This window comes from Rhodococcus sp. IEGM1339, from assembly GCF_050321925.1.
In the GTDB taxonomy this organism is placed as follows: Bacteria; Actinomycetota; Actinomycetes; order Mycobacteriales; family Mycobacteriaceae; genus Rhodococcus; species Rhodococcus pyridinivorans.
In genome coordinates, this window is sequence record NZ_JBNQFT010000023.1 from 68,207 (window position 1) to 89,953 (window position 21,747).

General features: G+C 67.8%; 20 protein-coding genes. 14 read left to right on the forward strand and 6 right to left on the reverse strand.

Going from position 1 to position 21,747, the window contains the following annotated elements:
• From ACQR3U_RS18895 to ACQR3U_RS18905, 3 genes are read left to right on the forward strand one after another with little or no spacing between them, the layout of a single operon-like run.
• Window positions 1-2,400, forward strand: coding sequence for a xanthine dehydrogenase family protein molybdopterin-binding subunit (locus tag ACQR3U_RS18895; RefSeq protein ID WP_230811121.1), 2,400 nt, complete (start codon window positions 1-3; stop codon window positions 2,398-2,400).
• Window positions 2,397-3,251 carry an FAD binding domain-containing protein gene (locus ACQR3U_RS18900; protein WP_019290574.1) on the forward strand — a complete coding sequence of 285 codons (855 nt, stop codon included), beginning with the start codon at window positions 2,397-2,399 and terminating at the stop codon, window positions 3,249-3,251. Before ACQR3U_RS18895 ends, ACQR3U_RS18900 begins: the two co-directional genes overlap by 4 nt.
• Before the next feature lie 55 nt (window positions 3,252-3,306).
• Window positions 3,307-4,176 (forward strand): SRPBCC family protein, encoded by an 870-nt coding sequence (locus tag ACQR3U_RS18905; RefSeq protein ID WP_230811120.1) that lies wholly within the window; start codon window positions 3,307-3,309, stop codon window positions 4,174-4,176.
• 71 nt (window positions 4,177-4,247) lie between these two features.
• Here the strand turns inward: ACQR3U_RS18905 and ACQR3U_RS18910 are convergent, their stop codons facing one another.
• Window positions 4,248-5,171 (reverse strand): LysR family transcriptional regulator, encoded by a 924-nt coding sequence (locus ACQR3U_RS18910; protein ID WP_230811119.1) that lies wholly within the window; start codon window positions 5,169-5,171, stop codon window positions 4,248-4,250.
• 287 nt (window positions 5,172-5,458) lie between these two features.
• Here ACQR3U_RS18910 and ACQR3U_RS18915 point away from each other — a divergent pair, with 287 nt between their 5' ends.
• From ACQR3U_RS18915 to ACQR3U_RS18950, 8 genes are all read left to right on the forward strand, one after another.
• Window positions 5,459-7,534, forward strand: coding sequence for a sensor histidine kinase (locus ACQR3U_RS18915; RefSeq protein WP_230811118.1), 2,076 nt, complete (start codon window positions 5,459-5,461; stop codon window positions 7,532-7,534).
• A 48-nt stretch (window positions 7,535-7,582) separates the two neighbouring features.
• On the forward strand, window positions 7,583-8,476 hold the full coding sequence (locus tag ACQR3U_RS18920) for an amidohydrolase family protein (RefSeq protein WP_024102444.1): 894 nt from the start codon (window positions 7,583-7,585) through the stop codon (window positions 8,474-8,476).
• A 206-nt stretch (window positions 8,477-8,682) separates the two neighbouring features.
• Window positions 8,683-9,183 carry a cysteine dioxygenase gene (locus tag ACQR3U_RS18925; protein WP_230811117.1) on the forward strand — a complete coding sequence of 167 codons (501 nt, stop codon included), beginning with the start codon at window positions 8,683-8,685 and terminating at the stop codon, window positions 9,181-9,183.
• A gap of 83 nt (window positions 9,184-9,266) precedes the next feature.
• Window positions 9,267-10,178, forward strand: coding sequence for an ABC transporter substrate-binding protein (locus ACQR3U_RS18930; RefSeq protein ID WP_230811116.1), 912 nt, complete (start codon window positions 9,267-9,269; stop codon window positions 10,176-10,178).
• Window positions 10,179-10,194: 16 nt separating this feature from the next.
• Entirely contained in the window at window positions 10,195-11,304 is a 1,110-nt protein-coding gene (locus tag ACQR3U_RS18935) for an ABC transporter ATP-binding protein (RefSeq protein ID WP_024102447.1), read from the forward strand.
• Window positions 11,301-11,945 carry an ABC transporter permease gene (locus tag ACQR3U_RS18940; protein ID WP_006550779.1) on the forward strand — a complete coding sequence of 215 codons (645 nt, stop codon included), beginning with the start codon at window positions 11,301-11,303 and terminating at the stop codon, window positions 11,943-11,945. The genes ACQR3U_RS18935 and ACQR3U_RS18940 overlap by 4 nt, the downstream gene beginning before the upstream one ends.
• Window positions 11,942-12,616: an ABC transporter permease gene (locus ACQR3U_RS18945; protein ID WP_230811115.1), complete on the forward strand. Its 675-nt coding sequence runs from the start codon at window positions 11,942-11,944 to the stop codon at window positions 12,614-12,616. The genes ACQR3U_RS18940 and ACQR3U_RS18945 overlap by 4 nt, the downstream gene beginning before the upstream one ends.
• Window positions 12,617-12,711: 95 nt before the next feature.
• Window positions 12,712-13,185, forward strand: a complete 474-nt coding sequence (locus ACQR3U_RS18950) for a hypothetical protein (RefSeq protein ID WP_064060722.1) — start codon at window positions 12,712-12,714, stop codon at window positions 13,183-13,185.
• Window positions 13,186-13,486: 301 nt separating this feature from the next.
• Here the strand turns inward: ACQR3U_RS18950 and ACQR3U_RS18955 are convergent, their stop codons facing one another.
• A complete protein-coding gene (locus ACQR3U_RS18955) occupies window positions 13,487-14,359 on the reverse strand; it encodes an alpha/beta fold hydrolase (protein ID WP_230811114.1) in 873 nt (290 codons plus the stop codon).
• A gap of 208 nt (window positions 14,360-14,567) precedes the next feature.
• A complete protein-coding gene (locus ACQR3U_RS18960; RefSeq protein WP_230811113.1) occupies window positions 14,568-15,842 on the reverse strand; it encodes a glutaminase in 1,275 nt (424 codons plus the stop codon).
• A gap of 85 nt (window positions 15,843-15,927) precedes the next feature.
• Here ACQR3U_RS18960 and ACQR3U_RS18965 point away from each other — a divergent pair, with 85 nt between their 5' ends.
• Window positions 15,928-16,611, forward strand: a complete 684-nt coding sequence (locus ACQR3U_RS18965) for a phosphodiesterase (protein ID WP_230811112.1) — start codon at window positions 15,928-15,930, stop codon at window positions 16,609-16,611.
• Here ACQR3U_RS18965 and ACQR3U_RS18970 read toward each other — a convergent pair.
• Window positions 16,604-17,098, reverse strand: a complete 495-nt coding sequence (locus tag ACQR3U_RS18970) for a hemerythrin domain-containing protein (protein ID WP_230811111.1) — start codon at window positions 17,096-17,098, stop codon at window positions 16,604-16,606. The genes ACQR3U_RS18965 and ACQR3U_RS18970 overlap by 8 nt on opposite strands.
• Window positions 17,099-17,168: 70 nt before the next feature.
• Window positions 17,169-18,026 carry a LysR family transcriptional regulator gene (locus tag ACQR3U_RS18975; RefSeq protein WP_039584485.1) on the reverse strand — a complete coding sequence of 286 codons (858 nt, stop codon included), beginning with the start codon at window positions 18,024-18,026 and terminating at the stop codon, window positions 17,169-17,171.
• Between the two features lie 84 nt (window positions 18,027-18,110).
• Here ACQR3U_RS18975 and ACQR3U_RS18980 point away from each other — a divergent pair, with 84 nt between their 5' ends.
• Window positions 18,111-19,100, forward strand: coding sequence for a bile acid:sodium symporter family protein (locus ACQR3U_RS18980; RefSeq protein WP_050993543.1), 990 nt, complete (start codon window positions 18,111-18,113; stop codon window positions 19,098-19,100).
• A 123-nt stretch (window positions 19,101-19,223) separates the two neighbouring features.
• Complete coding sequence (locus ACQR3U_RS18985; RefSeq protein ID WP_230811110.1) at window positions 19,224-20,441, forward strand: alpha/beta hydrolase; 1,218 nt, start codon at window positions 19,224-19,226, stop codon at window positions 20,439-20,441.
• A gap of 3 nt (window positions 20,442-20,444) precedes the next feature.
• On the opposite strand, the gene ACQR3U_RS18990 is transcribed toward ACQR3U_RS18985, so the two are convergent.
• Window positions 20,445-21,641: a 4-hydroxybenzoate 3-monooxygenase gene (locus ACQR3U_RS18990; RefSeq protein ID WP_039584387.1), complete on the reverse strand. Its 1,197-nt coding sequence runs from the start codon at window positions 21,639-21,641 to the stop codon at window positions 20,445-20,447.
• Window positions 21,642-21,747 lie beyond the last annotated feature (106 nt).

Below are 21,747 nucleotides of genomic sequence, written 5' to 3' on the forward strand. Positions count from 1 at the left end.
ATGACGAGCACCGTGGATCCCACCACCGACGAGGGCACCGGCGAATCCGAACTCGGCCGGGCACGCCGCCGCAAGGAGGACGAGCACCTCATCACCGGCCGCACGCGCTGGACCGACAACATCGTGCTCCCTGGGATGCTGCACGCCGCGATCCTGCGCAGCCCGATCGCGCACGCCCGCATCACCGGACTCGACGTCTCCGAGGCCCGGGGCAAGCCGGGGGTCGTCGCCGTCTACACGGGCGCCGACCTCGCCGAGGAGCAGGGCAGCCTGCCGTGCGCGTGGCCGATCACCGAGGAGATGAAGACCCCGAACGCCCCGGCCCTGGCCGTCGACACCGTGCGGTTCGCGGGTGAGGCCGTCGCAGTCGTGGTGGCCCGCAGCGCATACGAGGCCCACGATGCCCTCGACGCGATCGACGTCGACTACGAGGACCTGCCGGTCGTGCTCGATCTCGAGAGCGCGACGCAGGACGGCGACCTCGTCCACCCCGATCTCGGCACCAACGTCAGCGCGACATGGGTGTTCGACTCCGCCGAGGCCGGCAGCGGCGGCAACGTCGAGGACGCGATCCGCGACGCGGAGGTGGTCGTCGAACGGACCTTCCGGCAGCAGCGGCTCATCCCGGCCTTCATGGAACCGCGATCGGTCGTCGTCGACCCCACCGCCTCGCAGATCACCATGTGGTCGGCGACCCAGGTCCCGCACGTGCTGAAGCTGATGCTCGCGATGACCCTCGGTCTCCCCGAGCACAAACTGCGCGTCATCGCCCCCGATGTGGGCGGTGGTTTCGGCGGCAAGCTGCAGGTCACGCCGGAGGAGGTGCTCACGCTCCTCATCGCGCGTCGCCTACACAAGCCCGTCAAGTACACCGAGACGCGCAGCGAGTCGATGCTCGCCGCGCACCACGGCCGCGACCAGGTCCAGAAGCTGACCCTCGCCGCGCGCCGCGACGGCACCGTCACGGGCCTGAAGGTGGAACTGCTCGCCGATATGGGCGCCTACCTGCGTCTCGTCACCCCGGGTGTGCCGATCCTCGGCGCGTTCATGTTCAACGGCATCTACAAGTTCGACTCGTACCGGTTCGCCTGCACCAACGTGTTCACCAACAAGGTGCCCACCGACGCCTACCGCGGCGCCGGACGCCCCGAGGCCACCTTCGCGATCGAACGCATCATGGACGAGCTCGCCGTCGAACTGTCCATGGATCCCCTCGAGCTCCGCGAGAAGAACTGGATCAAGCACGAGGAGTTCCCGTTCGACACCGTCGCGGGCCTGACCTACGACTCGGGCAACTACGAGGCCGCGACCGCCAAGGCCCGAGAGTTGTTCGACTACGACGCATTACGGCGCGAGCAGACCGAACGACGCGAGCGCAACGACCCGGTGCAGCTCGGTCTCGGTGTCTCCACGTTCACGGAGATGTGCGGCCTGGCCCCGTCGCGGGTGCTCGGTTCACTCTCCTACGGCGCCGGCGGCTGGGAGCACGCCGCGATCCGCATGCTCCCCACCGGCAAGGTGGAGGTCGTCACCGGTTCGTCCGCCCACGGTCAGGGCCACGAGACGGCGTGGAGCCAGATCGTCGCCGACCGGCTCGGAATCCCGTTCGAGGACATCGAGATCCTGCACGGCGATACGCAGAGTTCACCGCGCGGTCTCGACACCTACGGCTCCCGCTCGCTCGCCGTCGGCGGCATCGCGGTCGTGAAGGCCGCCGAGAAGGTGGTCGCCAAGGCCCGGCCGATCGCCGCACACCTGCTCGAATGTTCCGAGGACGATCTGGATTTCGAGGCAGGACAGTTCCGCGTCAAGGGCACCTCGAAGTCCGTCGGGCTCACCGACGTCGCGCTCGCGGTGTTCGCCGCGCACGACCTGCCCGACGGTGTCGAACCGAACCTCGACTCCGAGGCGACCTACGATCCCGACAACTTCTCGTTCCCGCACGGCACCCACCTGTGCGCCATCGAGGTCGACACCGAGACGGGGCACGCGCGGATCCGCAAGTACGTGTGCGTCGACGACGTCGGGCACGTCGTGAATCCGCTCATCGTCGAGGGCCAGGTGCACGGCGGACTCGCCCAGGGTATCGCCCAGGCCCTCTACGAGGAAGCGGTGCACGACGAGTCGGGCACGTTGCTGAGTTCGTCGTTCGCCGAGTATCTGCTACCCACCGCGGTGGATCTGCCGCCCTTCGTCACCGATCGCACCGACACTCCGGCACCCGGTAATCCGCTGGGTGTCAAGGGTGTCGGCGAGGCAGGAACCATCGCCTCCACCCCGGCCGTCGTCAACGCCGTACTCGACGCGGTCCGGCCGTTCGGCGTCACCGACGTCGAGATGCCCTGTACACCGATGCGGATCTGGCACGCGCTCCGCGACGCCCGAGGAGGCACGAAATGATACCGGCCCCGTTCGACTACGTCGCCCCGTCGAGCGTCGACGAAGCGGTCGCCGCGCTGACCGAGGCCGGTGAGGACGCGAAGGTCATTGCCGGTGGGCAGAGCCTCATGCCCGTCCTGCGCCTGCGGATGGCGGCACCGACCGTGCTCGTCGACCTCGGCAGGATCCCCGAACTGCGGGGCATCCGCGACGACGGCGACGCCCTGGTGATCGGCGCGACCACCACCCACCACGATGTGCTGCACGACCCGCTCGTCGCGGAGCACGCACGGTTGCTGGCCGAGGCGACGGCGACCGTCGCCGATCCCCAGATCCGGCACCGCGGCACGTTCGGCGGGTCGCTCGTGCACGCCGACCCGGCCGGGGATCTCGCGGCGCCTGCCGTGGCGCTCGAGGCGACCTTCACCGTGGCCGGTCCGTCCGGGCGTCGCACCATCGCGACGGACGACTTCTTCCAGGACTTCTTCACGACCGCGGTCGAGCCCGGAGAGATCCTCGTCGAGGTCCGGATTCCCAAGCACACGGGCTGGTCTGCGCGCTACGAGAAGTTCCATCGCGCGGCCCAGCAGTGGTCCATCGTCGGGGTCGCTGCGACCCTACAGGCGTCCGGCGACACCATCGAACGGGCGAGGATCGCGCTTACCAACATGGCGGCCGTCCCGGTCCGGGCACGCGGCGTCGAGGAATCGCTGATCGGTAAGCCCGCGACGGCCGAGACGATCCGGGAGGCCGCCGAGCTCGCCACCGACGGCACGGCTCCCATGACCGACGGGAATGCCGACGCCGAGTATCGGAGCCACCTCGCCCGGGTACTCACCCGACGAGCGGTCACCACTGCCTCCGGGGTCTAGGCGTTTTCCACGCCGAACACCGAGATCCCGGACCACCTACGAACTTGAGGACCTCATGCAACTCGAACACACACTGTCTGTTCCCGCCCCGGTCGACGAGGTGTGGACCGCCCTGCTGAATCCGGAGAAGGTCGCGCCGTGCATGCCCGGTGCGACGCTCACCGGGGTCGACGGCGACACGTTCACCGGGACCGTCAAGGTGAAGCTCGGACCGGTGGCGCTCACGTTCAAGGGCACCGGCGTGTACGTCGAAAAGGACGAGACCGCCCGCCGGGCGGTCATCGAGGCCAATGCGAAGGACACCCGAGGCAACGGCACGGTGGCCGCGACCATCACCGTCACCCTCACCGGCGACGGCGACCGCACCGACGGCATCGTGAGCACCGACATGAAGATCACCGGCAAGCCCGCCCAGTTCGGGCGGGGGATGATCTCGGATGTCGGTGGGAAGATCCTCGAGCAGTTCGCGGACTGCCTGTCGAAGAAGCTCGGACCCGAAGCGACGGCCTCTTCTGTGTCCTCCTCTGTGTCCTCCTCCGCGGCGGCCACTGAGGCAGCCGAGTCGCAGCCCAACGAGTCCGTGCCGGCGAGCCCACCGCTCACCGCCTCGGGTTCGGGCGACGAGCCTGCCGGTGGAGCATTCGTCGGGTCCGGTGCCGGGGATGACGACTCCGCGCAGACGCGGCCGAACGAGTCGGTTCCACCCAGCCCGGTGAGCGCCTCACCGGCACCGGCGATGACCTCGACGCCTCCCACGCCATCGACGGCTCCCTCCCCGGCCGCGCCCCCGCAGCCCGAGGCCGAACCGCTCGACCTCATGCAGTACGCGAAGGGATCGGTCGCGACGCGGGTCGCGCCGGTCGGAGTGGTCGCGATTCTCGTCGTGGTCATCGCGGTGATCCTCCAGCGTCGATCGGGACGCTGACCTCGTCGGATCCACTCGAACGCTGCGGATCGGACCCCGTCGAACGGGCCGGTCCGCAGCGTTCGTCGTCGTCAGCCTGCCTGTGCTGCGACGCGGCGACGCCCGATCGGGTCGAGCTGCGCACGGAGCCAGGCGTGCGCGGGATCCGCATCGCGCTCGGCGTGCCAGACCGCGAATTCGCGCAGGGGCGGCAACTGGAAGGTCGGTTCCAGGATGCGCAGGAACGCCATCTCGGCGAGGTGCCGGGCCAAGCGCTCGGGCAGGAACGTGACCATGCGGGTGTTCTCCAGGGCGTACGGAAGCACCGCGAGGTTGCCGCTGGTCGCGCCGACCTGGGCCACCGCCCCCGCACGCAGCAGAGCGCGGCCGAGGTTGGTGTCGTCGGAATACTGCGCGTAGGACAGCAACGGGTAGCGGCCGAGCACTTCGCGGGTGAGCTTGGTGCCGGTGTACGGGTGCCCGGACCAGACCGCCCCGACGAGTCTGTCGGTCAGCACGACCTGCCTCCGGCAGCTCTCGAACTCCGGGGATTCGAGCACGTGTTCCGGTAGCACCGCGAGATCGATCTCGAACCGGCGGAAGGCATCGAGACCGGCACCGTTGAACGGCAGCAGATCGAAACGGATGCCGGCCGGGGTGCTCCCCCGGACCAGCAGACGCAGGAGGGTGATCGCGGCGTAGTCGCCGGTCATGATGGTGAAGGTGCGTGAATCCGTCGCGGGATCGAAGCCGGGCGCAGCCAGTACCGAGCACTCGAGGGTCCGCAGCACCTCGCGGAGCGGTTCGACGATCGCCTGGGCGCGCACGGTGGGACGCAGTGTGCGGCCGCTCTTCACGAGAAGCGGATCGTCGAATTGCTTGCGCAACCGGGCGAGAGCCGTACTCGTCGCCGGTTGCGACATGTTTAGTCGCCGCGCCGCGCGCGTGACATTGCGTTCGGAGAGCAGGACTTCGAGGACGACGAGCAGGTTGAGATCGACCCGTCGCAGATCCATGCGCCCCCCTGACATCGAAACCCGGCGGAACGGGAAATTCCGGCGGCATCGTAGCGCACGACCGTGATGTATACACAAGATCGAATACCAGCTATCGGACTTGGACGGCGATCTTGTGAGCGCAGCGAAGTACTACCTACTCTGACCCACGTCCTGACGGCAGCGAACCGTGATTCGCCCTGGCCCGAATTTCCAAGGCGAAGTTCTTTACTTGCCGAAGTCCAGTTTCGGCCGGCCGCCGACTCAGGCAGGTAGAGAGTCTCGGGGGGCGAAACGTTGTGAGTGTCATGAGGAAATTCCGGCAGTACACGCCGGACAACTGGCGTCTGTGGCGCAGGATGACCGCGGTCGTCGCCGTCCCCATCGTCGCAGCGACCCTGTACGGCTCGCTCCGCGTCTACGACCTCTACCAGGAGAACGACGCCTACAGCGCCGCCGCCGAGAACGTCTCCATCCTGCCGACCCTCGCCGACTACGCCACCAGTGTCACCGGCGCCGCGGCAGCGACGATCCTGTCACTGCCCGTCGACAACGGCGCCCAGGTCGCCCGCGAATCCGCCGCGACGCTGCGCGACCACATCGACGCGAAGGATCTCGATCCGCAGATCGCGGCGATGATCAACCGCATGCTCGCCGAGGGCGAGAGCCTGCTCGACAGCGCGTCGTCGGGAACCCTGGCGCCGACCGTGGCCAGCGAGCGCGCCGAAGGATTCGTCAGCCGCGCCCAGGCTGCCTACCGCGCCATCACCACCACCACGGACGACCCCACCGTCCAGCGCGAGAGCGCGACACTTCTCGACCTGTGGGACACCCAGTGGTCCCTGCTCGACCAGGTCCTCGCATACTCCGCGCTGAGCGCCGGAACCGACGGTGCCCTGCTCATGTGGAACAACGCCCTCGGTGTCGAGTCCGCGCGACTGGCCGTCCTCCGTGACACCTTCGTCGAGAACGAGACCGCCGACTCCTCCCGGGTCGACGGTCTGATGACCCAGCTCGAGAATCGCCGCAGCCTCACGGCCAACCTCGACAACGAAGCGGGCAACGTCGCCGCTCTGCGCGGGTCGCTCTTCGAGAGCCTCATGATCTACCAGGAAGAGGTCGCCGGTTCCGCGACCCGAGCCGTGGCCGCCCTCGACGACCTCGCGGCCGAAGCACGCACCGAAGCCCTCAAGAACGCCATCGGTGTCGCGATCATCCTCGCCCTCGCCCTCGCCCTGGCGATCGTGATCGCGATGTCGCTCGTCCGGCCGTTGCGCCGACTGCGCGACGACACCCTGCGCACCGCCGAACAGGATCTGCCCGCCGCACTCGCTGCGATCAAGGACGGCGCCGAGATCGAATCCGTCACACTGGATCCGATCCGCGTCTACACCCGCGAGGAGATCGGCGAGGTGGCGCGCGCCGTCGACAGCATGAACGAAGGTGCCCTACGTCTGGCCGGCGAGCAGGCCCAGCTGCGCCGGCAGGTCAACGAGATGCTCGAAACGCTCGCCCGCCGCAACAAGACGCTCGTGGAACAGCAACTGGCGCTGATCGATTCGCTCGAACACGAAGAGCGCGACCCGACACGTCTGCAGAACCTGTTCGCGCTCGACCACCTCGCCGCCCGCATGCGGCGCACGGGCGACTCGCTGCTCGTCCTCGCCGGTACCCGCCAGCGCCTCGGCCGCGTCCCCGACACACCGCTCGTCGACGTCCTGCGCGCATCCCTCTCGCAGGTCGAGAACTACCAGCGCGTGAACATCGGAAATGCGCCGGACGGCAATCTGGTCGGCAGCGCCGTCACCGACGTCGTCCACATGATCGCCGAGCTCCTCGACAACGCACTGCGCGCCTCACCGCCCGAGAGCACCGTGGCGTTCGCGTTCTCCCGCGCCGTCGACGGCGGCCTCCTCCTCGAGATCGCCGACCGCGGAATCAGTATTCCCGCAGATGAACTCGCCGACATCAACATGCGGCTGGGTTCGGACGGCGAAGCCGGATCCGGCGCCGCACGGCGAATGGGTCTGTTCGTGGTCGCGCGCCTCGCCGATCGTCACGACATCACGGTGCGTCTGCGTCCGACCTTCGAGTCGTCCACCAATGCCGGCATCACTGCGAGCATCTACCTGCCGACCAGCCTGCTCAAGGGAACCGGCAGGAACCACGACGATCCGTACCGGATCGATCGGCCGCGCCGCCTGCCCGATCCCCCATCGGAGTACGACGAGCAGTTCCACGCCGACCCGGCATCCGGATCGCAGCCGGTGGTCGGAAGCCGTCACTCGGCACCCACCCCCGCTCTCGCGACGCCCGGGACGAGTCCGGGTATCCGGCGCGGACAGCTGCACGAACGATGGGTTCCCCGCGGCGCGGGACAGTAGGCGACGCGGACAACGGACAGCGGGCGGGCGGTCTGCCATCCTGACGGCATGACCGTTCCCCGCGTCGACGTCCACCAGCACGTCTGGCCGGCACCACTCGTCGCTGCGTTACGGGCACGCACCCGTGCGCCGCGGCTTGTCGGATGGACGCTGTACCTCGGCGGCGAACCCCCGTACGAGGTGCGACCGGAGGATCACTCGATCGCCCGGCGGGCCGAGCTCGCGGCGCAGGACGGCATCGACTTGGCGCTGGTGTCGTTGTCGAGCCCGCTGGGGATCGAAACGCTTCCCGCAGCCGACGGGGCCGGCCTGCTCGACGCCTACCACGAGGGAGTGCTCGCACTGCCGCACCCGTTCGGGGCGTGGGCGGCAGCGTCGGTCGACGATCCCGATCCCGCGGCGCTGCGTGAGGTGCTCGGGGCGGGCTGCGTCGGTCTCCAGCTTCCCGCCACCGCGTTGGCGGATGCCGACGGCTACGCGCGGTGCGCCCCGCTCCTCGACGAACTCGACCGCGTCGGTGCTCCCCTGTTCGTGCATCCCGGGCCCGCCGCGGCCGATCCGTCGGCTCCGCCGTGGTGGCCGGCGATGGTGTCGTACGTGGCGCAGATGCACACCGCGTGGTTCGCCTGGCACGAGTACGGGGCCCCTCGCCTCCCCGGACTGCGCGTGGGGTTCGCGATGCTCGCCGGGCTCGCGCCGCTGCACGCCGACCGGATGGCCGCGCGCGGCGGACCGGCGACGGTCCCGTCGGCCGGAGTGTTCGTCGACACCTCGTCGTACGGTCCCGAGATCGTCGAGGCCGTGGCGTCCGGACTCGGCCCCGACCGCGTCGTGCTCGGTTCGGACCGCCCGTACGCAGCACCGTTGCTGTTCGGCGACGCGCGCGACGAGCCCGTACGGCGACGCAATCCGGCCCGGTTGTTCCGAACGTCACACGAGTGAAAATCTTGACAGTGCCGCATCCGGCCGCTGAAGTGAGCGACATGCGTCTTTCGGCGACCCTGCGGCATCGCAGGCTTCATGTGGACTACGTCCGCATCGCCGGTGGTTTCTGTGGTTGTCGCGCCTGTCGTTGATCCCGGCCCGACCCACTTCCCCTGCCCGGACGACCCTACGATCCCGTCCGGCTCCCGTTTCGAGGAACCACGATGGCTGCTGCTCTTCTGTCCCCCTCCGTGCGCGTCGATCTCGCCGAGATCGTCCGTGACATCGCCGCGGACGTCTCCCGCTGGCGGCCGCTCGTCCGCTTCGACGAGACCGAACGCTGGTACACCCGGCTCGCCGTCGCCGACGACTACGAGGCGTGGTTGCTGAGCTGGCTTCCCGGGCAGCGCACCGGGATCCACGATCACGGTGGGAGTGCCGGTGCATTCGCCGTCGCGCAGGGACAGGTCCGGGAGGACACCGTCGCCCAGCCGTGGTCGGAAGATCTTCCCGGGCAACGCGTGACGCTCTCCCGCACCCGTTTGTCGGCGGGTGCCGTGCGTCGATTCGACGGTCGACACGTGCACGAGGTCGTCAACGACGGTCCCGTCCCGGCGGTGACCGTGCACGCCTATACCCCCGCGCTGGACTCGATGAGCCGATACCGTCTCGAGAGCGGCATCCTCGCCCTCACGACCTCGGAGCGTGCCGGCGACGACTGGTGATCCACTCGTGACAAATCCGGCACAGTGGGTATCCGCCGGGATAGAGTCGAAAACCGACCGTGCCGCATCCGAGGGAGCAACCCGTGAAACGCTTCGCACGCACCACCGCGCTTCTCGCCGTGTCCGTATTCGCCCTGGCCGCCTGTTCCGGCGGCAGAGACGAGGATCCCCTCGCCGGAGACACAGCGGACGGAGGCGCGATCGTCGTCGGTTCGGCGAACTTCCCGGAGAACGTCCTGCTCGCGGAGATCTACTCGCAGGCGCTCGAGAGCACGGGGGCCGAGGTCACCCGCCAGTTCAACATCGGCAGCCGCGAGATCTACTACGACCAGGTCGCCTCGGGTGCCATCACGCTCGTCCCGGAGTACAACGGCGCACTGCTCGCGCGGGTCGACCCCGACAGCACCGCCTCGACGACGGAGGACGTCAATGCGGCCCTGTCCGAAGCCCTTCCGGACGGGCTCGAGATTCTGGCCTCCGCCCCCGGTGAGAACAAGGACGCCCTCGTCGTCACCGAGGAGACCGCGCAGCGCTACAACCTGGTGAGCATCGCCGATCTCGCGCCGGTCGCCGGCGAACTCGTCCTCGGCGGACCGCCGGAGTTCGAGACGCGTCAGCAAGGTGTCGTGGGTCTGCGTGAGGTGTACGGGGTCGAGTTCCGCGAATTCGTCCCCACCGACACCGGTGGCCCCATCACCATCCGCGCGCTCTCGGACGGCACCGTGCAGGCCGCGAACATCTTCACCACCGATCCGTCGCTGAGCACCGAACCGTTTGTTGCGCTGGAGGACCCGGAATCGGTCTTCGGAGCCCAGAACGTCACCCCGCTGGTGCATCGCGCCGATCTCGACGACGACCACGTCGCGAAGATCGACGCCGTGTCCGACAAGCTCACCACCGACACCCTCGTCGTCCTGGTCGGACAGGTGGTCACCGACGGTCGCGACATCGACGTCGTCGCCGAGGAGTGGCTGCAGCAGAACGATCTGAACTGACGGAAGTCGGTGCCACGTGATCACATTCGACAACGTCGGGAAGCGTTATCCCGACGGGACCGTCGCCGTCGACGGACTCTCGCTGGAAGTCCCGACGGGCACCCTGACGGTGTTCGTCGGGCCGTCGGGGTGTGGGAAGACCACCTCGTTGCGCATGATCAACCGGATGGTCGAGCCCTCGAGCGGGCGTGTGCTCGTCGGGGGCCGCGACGTCCGGGACGAGGATCCCCGGATCCTGCGCCGCGGCATCGGATACGTCATCCAGCACGCCGGGCTGTTCCCCCATCGCACAGTGATCGACAACGTCGCCACCGTGCCCCGGTTGCTCGGCGCGAGCCGTAAGGAGGCCCGCGCGACCGCGATGGACGTGCTCACCCGAGTCGGCCTCGGAAAAGAACTGGCGCAACGCTATCCTGCTCAGCTGTCCGGCGGGCAGCAGCAGCGTGTCGGTGTGGCACGCGCGCTGGCGGCCGATCCTCCGATCCTGTTGATGGACGAGCCGTTCTCCGCGGTCGATCCCGTGGTCCGCAAGGATCTGCAGGACGAACTCCTGCGCCTGCAATCGGTGCTGGCCAAGACGATCGTGCTCGTCACCCACGACATCGACGAGGCGATCAAGCTCGGCGACCGCGTGGCCGTCCTGCGGCCGGGCGGGGTGCTCGCCCAGTACGCGACTCCGGAGGAGCTTCTCACCTCCCCCGCCGACGATTTCGTCGCCGGATTCCTCGGCGTCGACCGCGGTGTGCGACTCATGTCGTTCTTCTCGTCCGCCGACCTGCCGTTGCGCACCGATCCGATCGTCACCCGCGATGCCGCCGAACTCGCCGTCGGCGACGGCTGGCTTCTCGTCGTCGACGACGACGGACGCCCGACGGGGTGGCGAGACGGCAGTGCCGATGCTGAATTCCTGCCGGCCGGAAAGCCGTTCGTTCCCGGGCGGGATCCGCTGCGCGTCGTGCTCGACGCGGCCGTGCTCTCACCATCGGGCCATGCCGTGGCGGTGGACGACGACGGACGTGCGCTCGGGGTGATCAGTGGCGAAGAGGTGACCGCGGCGGTCCGCGCGGCGCACAACCACAGGGAGGCCGGCACCCCGTCTCCGCTCGCGATGCGGAAGTTGCGGTGAGCCTGCGGATTCCCGGCTATCTCGGGACGTTCTGGGAACTGCTCGGCGATCATCTCGTCATGGCCCTCGGCGCGTCGCTGCTCGGCCTCGTCCTCGCTCTGCCGCTGGGCCTCGCGTGCGTGCGGTGGCCGCGGGTGTACGCCCCGGTGCTCGCGGTCTGCAGTGTCCTGTATTCGATTCCGTCGCTTGCCTTCTTCGTCCTGCTCATCGCGTTCACCGGGATCAGCCGGACCACCGTGATCCTTCCGCTGGCCGTCTACGCGCTGGCGGGCCTCGTCCCGAACGTCGTCGACGGATTGCGTGCTGTGCCCGACAGTGTCCGCCAGTCGGCGGTGGCGATGGGATTCTCGACGCCGCGCCGGTTGCTCACCGTCGACCTGCCGCTGGCGATCCCCGCGGTCATCGCGGGGCTGCGGGTCGCGACGGTCGCGAACATCAGCATGGTGAGCGTCGGAGCGCTGATCGGCATGGGTGCCTTCGGCGCGTTGTTCACCGCCTCGGTGCAGCTCGACCGACTCGATCTGGCGATCATCGGCATCATCGCGACCGTCGTGATGGCACTGGTCGTCGACGCGGTGCTCGTGCTCGTCCAGCGTCTCGCCACGCCGTGGATGCACCGCACCTCGAAGGTGCGCCGATGACGACGCTGCTGAACTATCTGTCCGAATACTTCGGCGACTCCGCGAACTGGTCGGGCGCGTCCGGGATCCCGACGCGACTGGCCCAGCACTTCGGCTATACCCTGCTCGCGTTCGTGATCTCCGTGCTCCTCGCGTTGCCGCTCGGCCTGTGGACCGGGCACACGGGCCGCGGCGGTGTGCTCGTGTCGCTCACAGCGAACGCCGCACGCGCCCTCCCCACCTACGGCCTGCTCGTGTTGCTGGTCGTGCTGTACGGGATCGGGCTCGTTCCGGTGATGGTGCCGCTGGTGGCACTCGCGATCCCACCCATCCTGTTGAACTCCTACGAAGGGATCCGCGGGATCGACCCGGCGCTGACCGACGCCGCCCGCGGGATGGGGATGACCTCGTCCCAGATCCTGCTGCGGGCCCAGCTGCCGGTGGCCTTGCCGCTGATCCTCGTCGGCCTGCGCACCGCCGCCGTGCAGATCGTCGCGACCGCCACGATCGCCGCGGCAGTGAGCTTCGGCGGGGTGGGAAGGCCCATCGTGGACGGTCTCGCGCGCAGCGACTACGCCCTGGTCGTGGGCGGTGCCGCCCTCGCCGGGATCTGCTCGCTGGTGATCCTCGCGCTCTTCGCGGTCCTCGGCCGACTGCTCGTCTCACCCGGCGTCCGGGCCTCGCGCGACTAGCTCCTACGACCCCTCCTTCGGAACCGACAAACGTGTCGGTGGCCCGGAGCACACTGGAGGTAGAGACGAAGTCCTATCGAGGAGGCGCAGGTGCGATGTATGCGCAACGCGAAACCTACTTCGGCTGGACGTCTCGGCGCGTGCCCCTGTACGCAGCCGCGCAGCCCACGGCATCCCCGGCCACACCGGCCGCAGCCGGCCCGAGCATCCGTCCCGAGGACGAGCGCGTTCCCTCGGGCGTAACGCTCGACCGCATCCTGCCCGAGTCCGTGCTGCATGGCCGCCTGGTCGCGTATCACGACGCGGACGAGGACAGGGACTACGTGGCCGTGGCGGTCGGCGCGGTGGCGGGCGAGAACGATGTACCGGTCCGGGTGGCCGAGGAAGAGACGCTCGTCGTGTCCGCGGCCCGCAGCATGATCGATGGGATCCTCGTCGGCACGGAGAACGACGACCTCGACGAACTGGAGGTCGCCCGTCAGCTCCGCTTCGGCGGACCGGTCCGCGACCTGCTGGAATACATCGGAGCACGGTCGGTGGTGGTCGACTGGAGCCCCGCTGTGGCGTGATCCGACAGAGCCGTGGCGTGATGTGATCGCGTCCCCGTAATCGCGGATGTGTGACGCGCCGATACACACATCTGCAACGACACAGCATCCAGGTGGTACGGTCGTAGGCGTCCCCGTGACCAAAACGTAATAATTCGGGGATTATCGCAGCCCTGGTGTGGGTACTCGAGCCTTCGGGCTCCACTGGGAGGGTGACCGGAAGTGGCGATGCCGGACTGACAGCTACGCCCGTCGGGGGCAGCCCGGCACCGCCACTTTCGACCCACACTCTCCCGGACCGGATTCTTCCGAGTCCCGGTTCTCAGTTCTCCGTTACCGCTGCGGCTGCGGCCGTCGCCGCCAGAGCGGCCGGCGCCTCGACCGCGAGGAGATGACCCACCTCGGGAAGCGCCACGAAATGAGCACCCATGTCGTCGGCCAGCTTGTTCAGCGCGTCCACCTGTACGAGGGGGTCCTTGCTTCCCACGACGACCTCGACCGGACGCCCGCGCCAGCGGCGCAGCACGGCCCGATCGATGCGGGGCATGTTCGTCAGCGACGTGCAATACGCACCGACGCGGCAGGACCACCGTAGGGTCTGTTCGTCGGGCCGGTAGTCGCATCCCGCGAGTGCTCGAAGGTACCGCTCGGTGTTCTCGAAGTTGGGCTCGTTGCGCCACTGCAGGCCGGGGATGAGGGCGCGGTTCCACCGGACGCGCGGGACGAGACCCAGCGGCGCCGCGATCACCAGCTTCTCGATCCGGTCAAGATCCTCCACCGCAGCGGCCACGGAGGCCGACCAGCCGAGACCGATCACGGGAATCCGCTCGACGCCGAGTGCATCGAGCACCTCGACGAGCCAGTGGCCGTAGACGCTGTGGATCCGGCTGTCGGGCCGGCTGCCCGCGCTCGCACCGGGAAGGCCCGGGACATCCACGAGCACCACCCGGTGGCGCTCGCCGAACTGCTCGGCGAGCAGACGCAGCCCCGTCGCCGGGAGATCGCCACCCGCGAGCACCACGATCGGCGGTGCGGTCGCAGGACCCGTGGTGAGCACGTAGGTGTCACCCAGCGAGGTGCGGGCGACGTGCTCCTCGACGGGACGCTCCCAGTAGGTCAGCAGTCCTGCGCACGCGTGGTGGATCACGCTGCCGTCTCCGGGGCAACGGTAGGGCGAACGTGTCAGCAACGCCATCATCCTCCTACCCGGACGATTCCGGGGACGACGAGGGATTCACGGAACGGCATGAATGGATCTTCTTTCGTGGGGTACGAGCGTCTTTCGCCGACCAACCTCGGGCACACCGCACGACACCGTAGCCCAGTGCTCGGTGTGGACGCCACCCGTGGTTCCGGAAAACTTCACAGCCGTCCCTCACGTCACTTTCGTGCCGAATGCCCTTTCACCCCTGCGCCTCCAGGTCCTCCCACGAGGTGTGAACCTGCGGTCGGAAGCCGTAGCCGGTGTCGGGTTCGGGCAGATGCCCTTCGGGGTCGATCACGACGACCTCCACGCCGTCCCGGTGGAGCCGACCGATCATCTCCAGCAACATCCTTCGGCCGACCGGCAGGATGGTACGGACGAGGGACAGGTCGAAGACCAGGCGTTTCGTCTCCACAGGCTCGTCGACCACGGCCGTCACGAGACCCTCGGAACTGGTGAACTGGAGGTCGCCCTGCAACTCGAGGAGGGTGAGAGACTCGTCACCCTCGCCGATGACATGCCTTCTGCGTAACACCGAGTGTGCGACCATCGGCGCGTCCATCAGATGCAAGTTCATGTCGCGGGAGAGACGACCGAAGGCGGCGACCCCCTGGACGCTGGTGCCGTGGTCGTCGAGGCGCGGCGAGTATGCGGCAATACCCAACTGTCCCGGTAGGATTCCTATGATTCCTCCGGACACGCCGCTCTTGGCGGGGATACCGACGGTGGAGAGCCAGTCCCCCGCCGCGTCGTACATCCCACAGGTCGCCATCACCGACAGCACCTGACGCACCACGTCCCGCGAGAAGATCTCCTCGCACGTCACGGGTTGCACACCGCCCGCCGCGAGCGTCGCGGCCATCATCGCGAGATCCTTGGTCGTCACAGTCACCGAACACTGCCGGATGTACCCCTCGACGATCTCGTCCGGATCGTCCTCGAAAACCTCGTACCCCCGAAGGAGATTGGCGATGGCGACATTGCGGTAGGAGTTCTCGAGCTCCGACGACGCGACCTTCTCGTCGATCGTCAGCTCGCGACCGGCCAGGGACGACAGCAGAGAACGGATGTCCTCCACCGAGTCCTCGGGTTGCCGTCCGTCGAGCACCAGGGCGTGTGCGGCGAGCGCACCGGCATTGATCATCGGGTTGAGCGGACGGCCCGTGTTGCGTTCGAGCGAGACCTCGTTGAACGCCTCCCCGGAGGGTTCGACATCGATCACGTCGAGCACGGCGTCGAAGCCTCTCTGTTGCAGCGCAAGACCGTAGACGAAGGGCTTCGAGATCGACTGGATCGTGAACTCGGTGTGGTCGTCGCCCACGGAGTACACCGCACCTTCGGCGGTCACGAGGGTGAGGGCGAACCGGTCCGGGTCGGCCCTCGCCAGTTCCGGGATGTAGTCGGCGAGGGCGCCCGAACTGTCGGCGCATCCTCGGAGCACTTCGGTCAGATAATCCGGCAACGGTGAACGCATGTATTCATCGTGACCGAATCGGACGCTGCCGGGGTGAGGAGTGACGAAGGCGATTGAACCGGCGGATCGCGGGTATGCCATCCCCATGACTGCTCTGTCGTCGGCGCTGTCCGTGCCGTTCCGAGTGGGATCCGCGCTGCGCGGAGCGCGCGTGTTCCACCCGCGCGGTGCGACCTTCGAAGGGGTTGCCGAACTCGAGTCGTCCTGGTGGCCGCGGCAGATTCCCCGCCCCACTCCTGTCGTCGCCCGGGTGTCGCGGGCCATCGGCACACCGGACGGCATGCCGGACGTGCTCGGTCTCGCGGTGCGCTTCGCCACGAAGACCGGCCCGTGGGACGTCCTGCTCGCATCGGCTCATCTGCCGACCCGGGTGGCGCTGCTGCCGGCCCGTTCGTGGTCGAGTGCCCGCTACAGCACGCTCATGGCCTATCGGACCGACAGCGACCCCGCGCCGCGGTGGATCACCGCCGTTCCGCGCGGACGACAACCGTCCCCGACGACCTCCGTGCAGGCACTCGAGATACCGCTCGAGTTCTCTCTCCTGGTGGGTTCCGCCCGCGGGCCTCTGGAAGCGGCGGGACGTCTGACGCTGACTCGCCACCTGCCCGAGAAGGATTCGGAGCAGCCGTCATTCGATCCGACCGTCCACTGCCCCGGATTCGTCGATCCGTGGCCGGGATGGCTCGTCGAGACGCGGCGCGACGCCTACCGGGCGAGCCGGGCCGGACGAGGCGCCTTCCTCGCCCGGCCGCAGCACACCGTCAGCTGATCACCGCGTCGATCGTCTTCTTCAGCGCGGACGGCTGCGCCGGTGACCGCGGGGCGCCCTCCTTCATCTCGAGCATGCGGGCACCGATGTCCTGCAACTGCTTACGGCCGAGCGCCTCGCGCACCTTGGGGAACCACTCGCCCTCCTCCTCGTCGATGTGATGCTCGACGTTCTCGATGAGGACCGTCGTCTTCGCGTCGAAACGCTCTGCGTCGGGCTTCATCCCGGCCAGTTCGATGACGAGCACGTCGGCGACGTGGTGCTCCTCGTACGATTCGAGAATGTCGTCCTCGAGATCGGGGAGCAGGGAACGCACCTCGGGGTACATGCACTCGTTCTCGAGATAGGTGTGCACGGTGAGGGCTTCGATGATCTTGTCGACGATCTTGCCCTTCTCCTTCTCCCCCTCGGCCTTCCGGAAGTCGCGGAAGAGTTTCTTGATCTCCTTGTGGTCTTCCTTCAGCAACACGATCGCGTCTGTGGACACGGTTCCTCCTGCGGCGTGAACATTGCCGCCCCCAGCGGGCGTGGCACAGGAATACCCGTCCGCGACACCGTCACACGCGCACACGATCCGCATTCGCGAGGATGGCCGCCCGCAGTGCCGCCTCCGGGCCGCTGAGTACGGAACGACGCGCCATGAGCACGAACTCGATCTCACCCGCACCGGGAAGCAATCGTTGGGGATCGCGCACCGGGACGAGACCGGGTGGTGGAAGCCGCTCGGCGTGCAGCACCACGCCCAGTCCCGCGAGCGCTGCAGCGCGCAGACCGTTGAGACTGTCGGTCGTGCACGCAACGCGGACACCGCGCCCACTGCGCTGGAGGACCTCGAGCGCGATGTCGCGGGTCAGGGCCGGCGACGGATAGGACACCAGCGGTGTCGGCTCGTCCGGATCGAGGACGTAATCGGGGGCGGACAGGAAGACGAGACGCTCGCTGAAGATCATTTCACCGTGGCGGCTGCCCGGTCGACGCTTGCCGAAGACCAGATCGAGCTCGTTGTCGTCGAGACGGCGCTGCAGATCCTCGCTCAGATCCACCGTGAGTTCGAGATCGATGCGGGGATGACTACGCCGGAACTCGGCGAGGATCGACGGCAGCTCGTAGAGCACCAGGTCCTCGGAGACCCCGAAACGCAGCCGGCCGCTGAGCGGCGACTCCGAGAAGTGCCTGCGGGCGGCATCGTGGCGATCGAGGATCTCGCGGGCGAAGGCGACCATGTCGGCGCCGTCCGCCGTGAGCTCGACGTTGTGCGTGTCGCGTACGAACAGGCGGCGCCCGATCTCCTTCTCGAGTCGCGCGACGTGCTGACTGACCGTCGACTGCCGCAGGCCGAGCCGCTGGGCGGCCGCGGTGAAGCCGCGCTCCCGCTCGACGGCCAGGAAGCTCCGTAGGTGCACCGGATCGAACACCACCCCATTTCATCACGAATCGCGATTACAGAAAACGTGGCGACCGTCTTCTGTAATGACATCCGGCTGCCGTACCGTCGATTCGTGCTCTCCAAGATCCCCGTGCTCGGACGGCTCGACCCGTTCCTGCTCGCCATCCTCGCCACCGTCGCCGTCGCTGCTCTGCTGCCCGCCGACGGGGTCGTACTCGACGGCGTGAACTGGGCCGCCAAGATCGCCATCGGGCTGCTGTTCTTCCTGTACGGCGCGCGCTTGTCCACGCAGGAGACCATCGAGGGTCTCGAGCACTGGCGTCTGCACCTGACGATCCTCGCCACGACCTTCGTCGTCTTCCCGCTGCTCGGCCTGGCCGCCAAGGTGCTCGTGCCGTCGATCCTGAGCGACCCGCTCTATCTCGGCGTCCTGTACCTGTGCCTGCTGCCGTCCACGGTGCAGTCCGCCATCGCGCTCGTCTCGGTGGCGCGCGGCAACATCCCCGGCTCGATCGTCTCGGCCAGCGCCTCGAGTCTCATCGGAATCTTCGCGACTCCACTGCTGGTCGCGCTGACGATGTCCACCCAGGGCGTCACCTTCAGCGGGTCGGCCGTGCTCGACATCGTGCTGATGTTGCTCGTGCCGTTCGTCGCAGGTCAGCTCCTGCGGCGCTGGATCGGCGGCTGGGTGAAGGCCCACGGCAAGCCGCTCAAACTCGTCGACCGCGGATCGATCATGCTGGTCGTGTACGTGGCGTTCAGCCGCGGCATGAACGAGGGTATCTGGTCGATGATCTCGGTCGGCCGCCTGCTCGCCCTCGTCGGTGTGTGCGCGGTGCTGCTCGCGATCGTGCTCGCGCTCACCTGGTACTCGTCGCGCGGACTCGGTTTCGAATATCAGGACCGTGTCGCGATCCTCTTCTGCGGCTCCACGAAGTCCCTCGCCACCGGTCTGCCCATGGCGATCGTGCTGTTCCCCGGCCAGCCCATCGGCCTGATCGTGCTGCCGCTCATGCTGTTCCACCAGATGCAGCTCCTGGTGTGCGCGGCCCTCGCCGGACGCCTGGCGAAGAAGGCACCGGATGGGCTCGTAGCCGTATAGGAGAGCGAAGCCGAAGCTCCTGTTAGACGAAACCGAGGGTGAAAGCCGCTGATTCCGGTAGCGGTGACGTCATCGTGCAGGGAGAACCCCGATTCGCGAACCTCGGCTCGAAGGAGCACCGACATGGGTCTGCTGTTCCACGATCATCTGCACGACGAGTTCGGAACCTGGCCGCTGGCCTACATCCCCTACGGCGGCGCCGACTTCGGCGAGATCGCCGCAGTGGCCCGGCAGGTGGGCGACGGTGACGACGGGGACTTCTATCGGGCGTGGGTCGAGACCGGGGACCGTCTCGTCGCCGAAGCGGAGTCCTGCGCGACCGCCGGGCACGACGACTCGGCACGCGAGCTGTTCCTGCGGGCGAACGCCTACTACGCGACCGCGTACCACCCGCTGTACGGATCTCCCGTCGACCCACGTCTGATCGCCGCCTTCGACAAGCAGGTCGCGGCCTTCGAGGCCGGGCTGGCGATCGGGGACACACCCGTCAAGGTTGCCAGGATTCCGTTCGAGGACACCACGCTTCCGGGCTACCTGATTCCCGCACCCGGCCACGAGAACAGCGTGCGGCCGCTCATCGTCTTCACCAACGGATACGACGCCACGATCACCGACATGTACTTCGCATCGGCCGTGGCAGCGCTGCGACGCGGCTATCACTGTCTCCTGTTCGACGGACCGGGCCAGGGCGAGATGCTCTACAAGCAGAAGATGCCGATACGTCCGGACTGGGAAGTGGTCGTGCGCGCGGTGATCGATCATGCGACGGCCTCCCCCATCGTCGACCCCGAACGCATCGTCCTGAGCGGATGGAGTCTCGGTGGGTATCTCGCGCCGCGCGCAGCATCCGGTGAGCATCGTCTGGCCGCGGTGGTCGCCGATCCCGGTCAGTGGAGTGTCGCGGCCGGCACCCGGGCCCTCGGGGCAGCATTCGGCCTTTCTCCCGAGGTCCTCGACGATCCTCTCTCGATGAGCGCACAGGACGCCGACACGATCATGGCTGCGGTGCAGTCGGATCCGTCACTGCGCCTGAAGATCATCGCCCGCGGATTCTGGGTCAACGGAGTCTCGGACATCCGGGAACTGTTCGCGGAGATGAACGCGTACACGTTCGACGAGGTCGGGGAGCGTATCTCGTGCCCGGTCGTGGTGACCGCCGCCGAGAGCGATGCCCTCGCGCGCGGTGCAGGAACGTTCGTCGATCGATTGGGCGACAAGGTGACCCTCATCCCGTTCATCGACGCCGAGGGTGCGGGTGGGCATTGCGAGATGGGCAACCGCACCCTCCTCAACAGGCGGGTTCTCGATCGGCTCGACGAACTCCTGGCTCGCACGCCCTGACGATCAGCGGTCGGGCCGGCCCGTGTACGCCTCCGCGAGATACTGCTGTCCGTACCGGGAGCCGACGACCGCGGCGAGTTCGCCCAGCGCCCGTTTGTTCTCGAACGGCGTTGCGTCCTCACGGGTGTGAAGCATCGAGGTCATCCAGTACGAGAAGTTCTGCGCCTTCCACACGCGCTGCAGCGCCGTGTCGCTGTAGGCGTCGAGCAGGTCGGACGAGCCGGTGGAGAAGAACGAGTCGAGCGCGCGGAAGAGCACCCGGACGTCGGCCAGGGCGAGGTTGAGTCCCTTGGCACCGGTCGGCGGAACGGTATGGCCGGCATCGCCTGCCAGGAAGAGGTTTCCGTGCCGCATCGGTTCGCACACGTACGAGCGGAACGGCAGGACCATCTGTTCGAAGATGGGGCCGCGCTTCAGTTCGAAACCGTCGGGGCCGTCGACACGCCTCTGAAGCTCGTCCCAGATCCGGTCCTCGCTCCACGTCGACGCGTCCTCGGACGGATCGCACTGGAAGTACATCCGCTGCACCGACTCGTTGCGTTGACTGATGAGGGCGAATCCGTGATCAGAACGCGCATAGATCAATTCGGGTGCACTCGGTGGAGCCTCGGTAAGGATCCCGAACCATGCGAAGGGGTACTCGATGAAGTGGTCGGTGCGGACGTCGCCGGGAATCGCCTTGCGGCAGATGCTCTGTGATCCGTCGGCTCCGACGAGGATGCGGCACCGGATCTCGACCGGCCTGCCGTCGGATTCGGCGAACCGGATCTTCGGTGTGTCGGTGGTGATGTCGAGAACCTCTGTGTCGCAGACGCTGTAGCGCACATCGCCACCGTCGCGTTCGCGCGAGGCGGCCAGATCGACGAAGACCTCGTTCTGCGGATACAACCACACCGACTCACCCACGAGGTCCCGGAAATCGATGCGGTGGCTCTCACCTCCGAAGCGCAGATCGATGCCGTCGTGGCGGTGCCCTTCGTTCAGGACACGGGTGTCGACTCCGCTCTCGGTGAGCAGCGACACCGAGCCGTGCTCGAGGATCCCCGCACGGTGGGTGGTCCGGATGGTCTCGTGATCACGCTTCTCGACGACGATGTTGTCGATCCCCGCCTTCGCGAGGAGATGGGAGAGCATGAGACCTGCCGGGCCGCCGCCGACGATGCCGACTTCGGTGGTGACGACCGTGCGGGTTGCGTTCATGTGTTCGTCCCTAAGTTTGTAGGTGTCTGGGGTCAGTGCCCTGGATGCCCAGAGCGGTGGGGTGTAGCTGATGAGTTCTTGCTTCGGTCGAGGCTTCGAAGGACTG

Coding starts and splice junctions, on each gene's coding strand:
- ACQR3U_RS18895 (WP_230811121.1), top strand. CDS start 1: ATGACGAGCACCGTGGATCCCACCACCGACGAGGGCACCGGCGAATCC.
- ACQR3U_RS18900 (WP_019290574.1), top strand. CDS start 2,397: ATGATACCGGCCCCGTTCGACTACGTCGCCCCGTCGAGCGTCGACGAA.
- ACQR3U_RS18905 (WP_230811120.1), top strand. CDS start 3,307: ATGCAACTCGAACACACACTGTCTGTTCCCGCCCCGGTCGACGAGGTG.
- ACQR3U_RS18910 (WP_230811119.1), bottom strand. CDS start 5,171: ATGGATCTGCGACGGGTCGATCTCAACCTGCTCGTCGTCCTCGAAGTC.
- ACQR3U_RS18915 (WP_230811118.1), top strand. CDS start 5,459: ATGAGGAAATTCCGGCAGTACACGCCGGACAACTGGCGTCTGTGGCGC.
- ACQR3U_RS18920 (WP_024102444.1), top strand. CDS start 7,583: ATGACCGTTCCCCGCGTCGACGTCCACCAGCACGTCTGGCCGGCACCA.
- ACQR3U_RS18925 (WP_230811117.1), top strand. CDS start 8,683: ATGGCTGCTGCTCTTCTGTCCCCCTCCGTGCGCGTCGATCTCGCCGAG.
- ACQR3U_RS18945 (WP_230811115.1), top strand. CDS start 11,942: ATGACGACGCTGCTGAACTATCTGTCCGAATACTTCGGCGACTCCGCG.
- ACQR3U_RS18950 (WP_064060722.1), top strand. CDS start 12,712: ATGTATGCGCAACGCGAAACCTACTTCGGCTGGACGTCTCGGCGCGTG.
- ACQR3U_RS18955 (WP_230811114.1), bottom strand. CDS start 14,359: ATGGCGTTGCTGACACGTTCGCCCTACCGTTGCCCCGGAGACGGCAGC.
- ACQR3U_RS18960 (WP_230811113.1), bottom strand. CDS start 15,842: ATGCGTTCACCGTTGCCGGATTATCTGACCGAAGTGCTCCGAGGATGC.
- ACQR3U_RS18965 (WP_230811112.1), top strand. CDS start 15,928: ATGACTGCTCTGTCGTCGGCGCTGTCCGTGCCGTTCCGAGTGGGATCC.
- ACQR3U_RS18985 (WP_230811110.1), top strand. CDS start 19,224: ATGGGTCTGCTGTTCCACGATCATCTGCACGACGAGTTCGGAACCTGG.
- ACQR3U_RS18990 (WP_039584387.1), bottom strand. CDS start 21,641: ATGAACGCAACCCGCACGGTCGTCACCACCGAAGTCGGCATCGTCGGC.